At 34.7% G+C, this 6,367-nt stretch carries 7 protein-coding genes and 1 pseudogene; 3 read left to right on the forward strand and 5 right to left on the reverse strand.

Annotation, left to right across the window (positions count from 1 at the left end):
- Positions 1-44: 44 nt before the first annotated feature.
- The 4 genes and pseudogenes from AC1D69_RS08345 to AC1D69_RS08360 all read right to left on the reverse strand — a co-directional run bounded on the left by AC1D69_RS08345 (position 45) and on the right by AC1D69_RS08360 (position 2,902).
- Positions 45-1,136 (reverse strand): annotated as a pseudogene (locus tag AC1D69_RS08345) (transposase).
- Between the two features lie 299 nt (positions 1,137-1,435).
- Positions 1,436-1,660 carry a hypothetical protein gene (locus tag AC1D69_RS08350; protein ID WP_495455659.1) on the reverse strand — a complete coding sequence of 75 codons (225 nt, stop codon included), beginning with the start codon at positions 1,658-1,660 and terminating at the stop codon, positions 1,436-1,438.
- Positions 1,661-1,988: 328 nt separating this feature from the next.
- Positions 1,989-2,240 carry a hypothetical protein gene (locus AC1D69_RS08355; RefSeq protein ID WP_495455660.1) on the reverse strand — a complete coding sequence of 84 codons (252 nt, stop codon included), beginning with the start codon at positions 2,238-2,240 and terminating at the stop codon, positions 1,989-1,991.
- Between the two features lie 101 nt (positions 2,241-2,341).
- Complete coding sequence (locus AC1D69_RS08360; protein WP_495455661.1) at positions 2,342-2,902, reverse strand: hypothetical protein; 561 nt, start codon at positions 2,900-2,902, stop codon at positions 2,342-2,344.
- Between the two features lie 750 nt (positions 2,903-3,652).
- On the opposite strand from AC1D69_RS08360, the gene AC1D69_RS08365 reads away from it, so the two are divergent.
- The 3 genes from AC1D69_RS08365 to AC1D69_RS08375 all read left to right on the forward strand — a co-directional run bounded on the left by AC1D69_RS08365 (position 3,653) and on the right by AC1D69_RS08375 (position 5,628).
- The gene (locus AC1D69_RS08365) at positions 3,653-4,012 is read left to right on the forward strand and encodes a hypothetical protein (RefSeq protein ID WP_495455662.1); all 360 of its coding nucleotides are present in this window, start codon (positions 3,653-3,655) and stop codon (positions 4,010-4,012) included.
- 128 nt (positions 4,013-4,140) lie between these two features.
- The gene (locus tag AC1D69_RS08370) at positions 4,141-4,980 is read left to right on the forward strand and encodes a TolB-like translocation protein (protein ID WP_495455663.1); all 840 of its coding nucleotides are present in this window, start codon (positions 4,141-4,143) and stop codon (positions 4,978-4,980) included.
- 126 nt (positions 4,981-5,106) lie between these two features.
- Positions 5,107-5,628: a hypothetical protein gene (locus AC1D69_RS08375; protein ID WP_495455664.1), complete on the forward strand. Its 522-nt coding sequence runs from the start codon at positions 5,107-5,109 to the stop codon at positions 5,626-5,628.
- A gap of 394 nt (positions 5,629-6,022) precedes the next feature.
- Here the strand turns inward: AC1D69_RS08375 and AC1D69_RS08380 are convergent.
- Positions 6,023-6,367: hypothetical protein (locus AC1D69_RS08380; RefSeq protein ID WP_495455665.1), on the reverse strand; the 345-nt coding region annotated here is incomplete at its 5' end.

Below are 6,367 nucleotides of genomic sequence, written 5' to 3' on the forward strand. Positions count from 1 at the left end.
GGCGTAAATGGACAGACGGGCAGAATTTTCGGAAGGTTGAAAATTTAAGCGGCGTTTGTGACTCGTTGTCTCGATACAGCCAGCGCAGTAGCAAGAAGCACAATCGCATTCAAATATTGGTGAGTCGTGACTTTTTGAATGCCCCAAACATGCAATTGGTCTGCGGTTAAATAAGTCTTCATACAGAATTACAGCGTTCTACACTGGTTCGCTTGTTGTAGAGTTCCTTCCAGCCCCTGCTTTCTCGGTGCGGCATCGCATAGCGACGAAGGTCTTGCTGAGTGTCGACCTTGACCACCATCCCATAATTGGAAGTCGAGCAAGCTACCATACCCAAAGGGCACTCGACTTTTCCAGTGGCGTGCGGACAACGGAATTTCAAACGTTCGTTCTCCTGACCCCAATACGTCATCGTAAACCCCATCGAACAGCAAGGTGTTCCTTTGGTTGTCATGCCTGCAGGTGGTTCCCTTTCATTCCGTGGATTCATTGGAATAATCGCTTGGGTGGGGGGCCCTCGTCCCCATCGTTCACATGTGCGGGTGTAACTTTTAGGGCAATCGGAAGTTCACTCTTGGTATCGACGGCCAGATGCAGTTTGTAGCCAAACCACTTGACTTTATTGCCAAAGGTGTCGAGCTTCACTCCCAGTTGGCATTGCCTGTAAGTTCGCTTTTACGTTTCGGTTCCTTTTTCTCATAGGCGTGGATGGCTGCGCTGTCGATGGCAATATGGGTTCCGTCATTGAGTTCAGTTTCCTGGCACTGAGAGACGAGATCCTCAAACAACCACTGCGCAATACCTTTTTGGGTCAAATCGGTAAACACACGACTCAAGGTTGCAATGGAGGGCGCGGATCGATCCAGTCGTAACCCACACTGGTAACGGAAACGAAGGTCAAATTCGAGTCTGCGTTGCAAACCGGTGAACGTGTCGATGTTCTCCAAAGGGGCAGCGAGCAACGCGCAGAGAATTCCTTCGCGGCAGTGGCCATCCGCTCCTCGGGGTGAAGGATTTCTCAATTTTTTCGCGTAAGGACGAAGGTCGAGTGCACTGAAAAAGATAGGTAGTCGTTCTTTAGAATCGATTTTTTGCAGTTCCTCAAAGGAAAATAGACTTTCTTGGAGAATATACATAGTGACTTCACTCCCTTGGGTTTTCTCGTTTGGTCACTTGAAAACTTCTCCAAGTTGGGGTGAAGTCCTTTTTTATGCTCAAAAATCCTTTGTGTACCAAGGGCTTAGATTAATGCAAAATGCTCAATTATATACTGATCCTTAAATTGTTAAGTGACATTAATTTAACTAATAAATTAGAACAACAAAAAACCTGAATAAAGATCCATTCAGGTACAAGAATCAGTGAGTATTAAGCTGCTAATTTATTTCAATTACCTCACCAAGAAAAATAACGTTATAACACCTCAAGTTTCAAATTATTGTGGGACATTTACTTTTGTACCATCTGGATAAAAAATATCTCCACGAACAGGTGTATTTATTTTTGTTCCATCAAGATTGAAAATATCAGTACGAATTGGATCATGGCTATCATAATTCTTTAATCCTTCTACTTTTATTGTATTATTACCGAAGGAGGAGTATAACATTAAACTAAATATACCTGCTATAATACCTGGAATCAATAAAAAATTTCTCAATAAAACACACCTCCATAAATATAACAATAATTTATAATGGTAAATAATTCAATTTAATTAACACTATCTTGTTGAATAACATACTCTTCAATGACATTCCACATCGAACCATCTAGGCCATGTGTTGCGCCCAATTGTCTCTCTTTTTCATCTTTTCATCGGGTGTCTTGTTAACGTATCTCCATCTTATCATATATTTGGAAATTTAATGCATGTAAATTACTATTCGTGCGTTTTTCTTTTTATTTACTATACCTGCAAATACGGCTGAGTTTTTAAAGTCCTTTTTAATTTCGGATTATCAACGATTTCAGATAGTTTTAATATATTAGAGCATCCCATCCGTTTTTTTCCTCAACTCCGTTTTCTTCATCCATATATAACCATACCCTTCGATCCCTACACTATTTAAACGTGTATGTAAATAGGGAAGCAAGGAGCGTATATCATTTTGGGTAGTAATCGCTTCTATAAGAGCTTGCTCCTTATCAATAGAGGTATTAAAATTAGCTGGAGGGTTGCCTTCTCCAGTGTAAAGAATTCGGATATATTCCGTACTAATGGCGTTTGAACGCCGCATTTTTTATTATAACCATGAGAGGGGTCAGTAATAATCAAATGAAAAATTATGGTTTTCCCAGTAGTTATAGGTGACTATTCGATATCCGCAGTGGTCTTGTTTTAGTTCTTCAATCTAAATTTATATGGACCTTCATAAGTATAGAAAATGACTGTATTTTCACTTATCCACTCCGGTGTTTCAAAGCCAAAAATTTCGTTTGGAGATAGAGGAGAAAAGCGTGGACCCTCAATTTTTATTACATTTTTTGAAAGTTCTTTCATGAAAAGTCCCGGTTTATTTTGATATATTCTGTAGCTTGAGAAGCGTGCATCGCCAAGATCACTCCGATATTTAATGATCACGGATTGACTCTTTTGTGGAGAATAAATTTGTACGTAACGATAGTTGTGAAATAATTGGGTGCCTAAGCTTCTTATTAATAAAAAAAAGCATATTAAAATAGCTATAATTATAACTCCTAGAATACTTCCTTTACTTTTACTGACTAATAAAAGTAACATGCAAATATTTAGAATAATAGGAATTAAATTATTACTTTTATTAAAGACAACCACGTAATAGTCTCCTCCAGTTATTGTTAGAAAGAATAGAATAATGTCCATTGCCAGTACAATAATTATAAAAAAAAGTAAAACTTTTCTTCCAATGCTTGATATCATGGCTCAAACTCCATTTCTTAGTATAATGGTTTTCAATTTTATAATAGAACTATACCTAAGCTTGCTAAACCGCATCAAACGGTATAAGTGGTATTTAACATCATTCTTGCAATTTATCAATGTATTGATAGAATAACAAATAGGAGTCACGGATAGATTTAGCAGATATCTCTTCATCATATAGTCATGAGGAAAATGTGGTAGCTAGCCATTCTCCAAGTACACCATTGATTCGATTCATCGAAAGTCCTTTTTCCAACAGATTTTATTATCTCTTGGACATATATCTTTTTAGCAGGTGCATTCTTCTCCTTCAACTGATTTTCTATCACGATCAACGCTACCCTATGCAAATATACAATTTTCTAAGTTTTTTTATGATCTTACTTAATTGTTGAAATCGCCCTGGCACGTCCCCATTATAAAGAAGCAATTTAATTTCTGTCTCTATAATTATTCTAACGTTAGTTTTGTAGAAAAGTTTAAGAAACATTGTTAGATATCCGAGCAAATGTTGGTTTCTTACCGCTTGCGCTATTGCTCCATCTAAGTTAATCCTACTGTTCTATGATGAAATATAACCATTAATATTTCAATAAAAGGAGGATTAAGAATGCGTTATGTAATTATGTTTTTTATGTTTGTTTTTTTCTTACTGGTTGTTCACAGCAAAATAGTTCTAATACAGTTAAGAGCACTAATATTACTAACTTAAATTCAAAAAATGATAGATCTTCTACCGATGAGAACGTGAATTCTACGAACGCAGTTGTCTCTATCGACATTTCCGAATATATTAATGATGTTAAATATGATTTCATTCTACAAGAATTAGTAAAAAACTTAAATGCGATTACAAACAAAGATAAAATATCATTTGAAGAAGGATTCGTCAATGAGATCAGTGCCAAAGCCAATCTATTTTGGATTGAAACTAAAGAAATTCAATATAGTTTTTTTGGCAAGCCAGAGATTATAGATAGAGAGGCTGATCTTAGTAGAGTAGATATTTATGTTCAATACAGGACTAATGGGAAGGACGAAAAAGGTACTACTTTTAATTTTGTGAAAAATGATCTAGGGGAATGGAAAATAGCTCAGATTGATTAAGTTCTGAAATTTACACTTAAAAGTTTAACAGCGGATAAAAACGTAATCAAAATATTCTCTGAAGATATAACTAAGTACGGGACAACAGCTTAGTAATCAAACCCAAATTTGAAAAAAGGAGTGAACAGATGAAAACTATAAAAATATGGATTGAATTAGCGCTAGCAATAGTTATGATTGTTGGATGCACCAATAAGACCGAGATATCTAACCCAATTGAGGAAAATTCGCAAAATAATCTAAAAGAAAAGACAACAAATGGCGGAAAAATTGATTTGTTACAATACTATTCTCCAAATCAAGAGGGAAGAATAAAGATGACTTCAAATAGAATTACATGGTCAGACAAAGATGTTACCTTTATAGCCGATAAGCGAGATGCCACAGAAGAAGAAAAAGCTGAAAGTATGTTGAGAATCAGTTCAATAACTGTTGCGAAAGGGAATGAAAAGTACAAAATTCAAGTGAATCCAAATCCTATTGATATTTACTCGGTATCTTTATCATCCTCAAATCAATATTTAGCTGTTTCTCTATATTACAATTTTGGGCACAAATTAATGTTAATTGATCTATCAAGTGGAGAATATTCTATTTTAAATGATATTTTAAAATCTGCGGGTAAAGGAACCGTTGAAAGCATCAGTGCAAATAATTGGTCACCTAACGGGAGAAAACTAGCATTTAGTTATGGTAAGATATCTGAATCGAAATTAGCTATATTTGATGTGGAAGAAAGGAAATTTAATTATATATCATTGGGAAAAGATTATTTAGGTATTTATCGGATTATGTGGAGCAAAGATGGTGCCCACTTTGATTATATAAGTGATTTTCCACAGGAATCCTTGAAATTAAATAGATATAACATAAATGAAAATACAATAGATTTTATAAGTGATATTACTGATGACGAATTAATGAATTTAAAGAGAGTTGGGTCAACTCAAATTTTAATGGATAATTAAATTTAGTGGCATCTGAAATCCGAGTGACTCGTGCTGTTGCTGAGGGAGCTCCAGTGAAGATAATATAATATTTATATATATATCTAACATCTATAATTTAATGAGTGTCTAATGAGAGGGGTTCTTATGAGGTCATCCAAAATAAAATCACTTTTAATTCTGAATGTTATTCTATTCCTAATTGTTGGCTGTAATAATGGCAATAAGGAGAAAGCTGTTAATGAATTCTCAATCTATTTGGTTAAAGACTTATCTACAACTGAAGCTATAAGTAAAAAGCTTGATGATCTTCCATTAGAAACAATACCTGTACTTACCGACAAGGAGATTAAAACATATAATTGGATAGAGCATGAATTTACAATGAAGGAAGGCCTTAGTTTAGAGGGGAATTTAGAAGCGGAAGTACCAGTAAGCGGTAAACCTTTTGTTGTAGTTGTTGGAAATGAAAGAATATATCTAGGAACTTTTTGGTCCACGTCCTCTTCCCAATTTTTAGATCTTGATATTCCGACGATCTCATCTATGTGGCTTAAAAGATACGATAACGATATGTACAAAATACGCTCTGGAAAAATTCAAGATCCTAGAGATGATACTAAAATATTTGAGGCATTAAAAGGATTAGAGAAAGTTATTAATTATTAATTATTCTAGTGAGTGCTTAACTGTCGACATGTCAGAGGCTAATATGATTGTTTTGTCACCACTTAATGTGTGTAAAATAACTTCAGTTTCATCGACCCAAGTTGGACTTTGAATATTAAGCAGATTTATAGCCTTATTATCGTTAGTAGTATCTCGTAAAAAAAATATTTAGATCCGATCTATCCAATTTCGTAAGTAAGAGTCCCATAAAGTATCTCTGTAAAATTCATAAATAAAAGTAGTTTCACCTAAAGTAGCTGATCGATGTTTAATCATGAGCGTTTCTGTTCTTCTGGGTGAATGAATATTATACATATTCCTAATAGTTTTCAATTAGTTTAAAGTGTTAATATAGTTGCTTGGGTGATGTCTTCGTACCCGCATGGCTCTTGTGTTAGTTCTTCAATCTAAATTTATATGGACCTTCATAAGTATAGAAAATGACTGTATTTTCACTTATCCACTCCGGTGTTTCAAAACCAAAAACTCCGTTTGGAGATAGAGAAGTATAACGTTGATCCTCTATCGTTATTTCCTTTTTTGTAAGTTCTTTCATGAAAAATCCCGATTTCATTTGATATACTCTGTAGCTTGATAATCGTCCATCCCAAATGTCACTCCGATATTTAATGATCACGGATTGACTCTTTTGTGGAGAATAAATTTGTACGTAACGATAGTTGTGAAATAATTGGGTGCCTAAGCTTCTTATTAATAAAAAAAAGCATATTAAAATAGC

It is taken from the genome of Paenibacillus sp. Y301 (assembly GCF_059445505.1).

What these genes read in the sequence shown, in the direction of transcription:
- AC1D69_RS08355 (WP_495455660.1), bottom strand. Translation starts at nt 2,240, where the DNA reads ATGCGGCGTTCAAACGCCATTAGTACGGAATATATCCGAATTCTTTAC.
- AC1D69_RS08375 (WP_495455664.1), top strand. Translation starts at nt 5,107, where the DNA reads ATGAGGTCATCCAAAATAAAATCACTTTTAATTCTGAATGTTATTCTA.
- AC1D69_RS08370 (WP_495455663.1), top strand. Translation starts at nt 4,141, where the DNA reads ATGAAAACTATAAAAATATGGATTGAATTAGCGCTAGCAATAGTTATG.
- AC1D69_RS08360 (WP_495455661.1), bottom strand. Translation starts at nt 2,902, where the DNA reads ATGATATCAAGCATTGGAAGAAAAGTTTTACTTTTTTTTATAATTATT.